Raw genomic sequence first — 250 nt, 5'->3', positions numbered from 1 at the left:
TTGCCGTCACGCTCGGCGTGTACCGCCAGTTGTTGCAGGTACACCGGCGGGAACACACCCACGGTGACGCCGTAGCGGTGCATCTGTTCGTAGGTGAATTCCGGCGACCACAGGCTGTCATCACGGATCAGCACGCTGGCCCCGTAGATCAGCGGGTGCATCCAGCCTTCGTGGGAGCCGTCGAAGGCGAAGGACATGAAGTGCAACTCGCAATCCGCCGGGCTCATTTCATAGCGCTCGCCGGTGGCCA

General features: G+C 62.8%; 1 protein-coding gene. It reads right to left on the bottom strand.

Going from position 1 to position 250, the window contains the following annotated elements; translation table 11 throughout:
- On the bottom strand, positions 1–250 hold a 250-nt coding region (locus F6S12_RS33460; RefSeq protein ID WP_315870076.1), incomplete at both ends, for a hypothetical protein.

The sequence above is a fragment of the Pseudomonas sp. JV245A genome (assembly GCF_032424515.1).
GTDB classification, from domain to species: Bacteria; Pseudomonadota; Gammaproteobacteria; order Pseudomonadales; family Pseudomonadaceae; genus Aquipseudomonas; species Aquipseudomonas protegens.
This window is presented reverse-complemented; position numbering and strand designations above follow the sequence as displayed.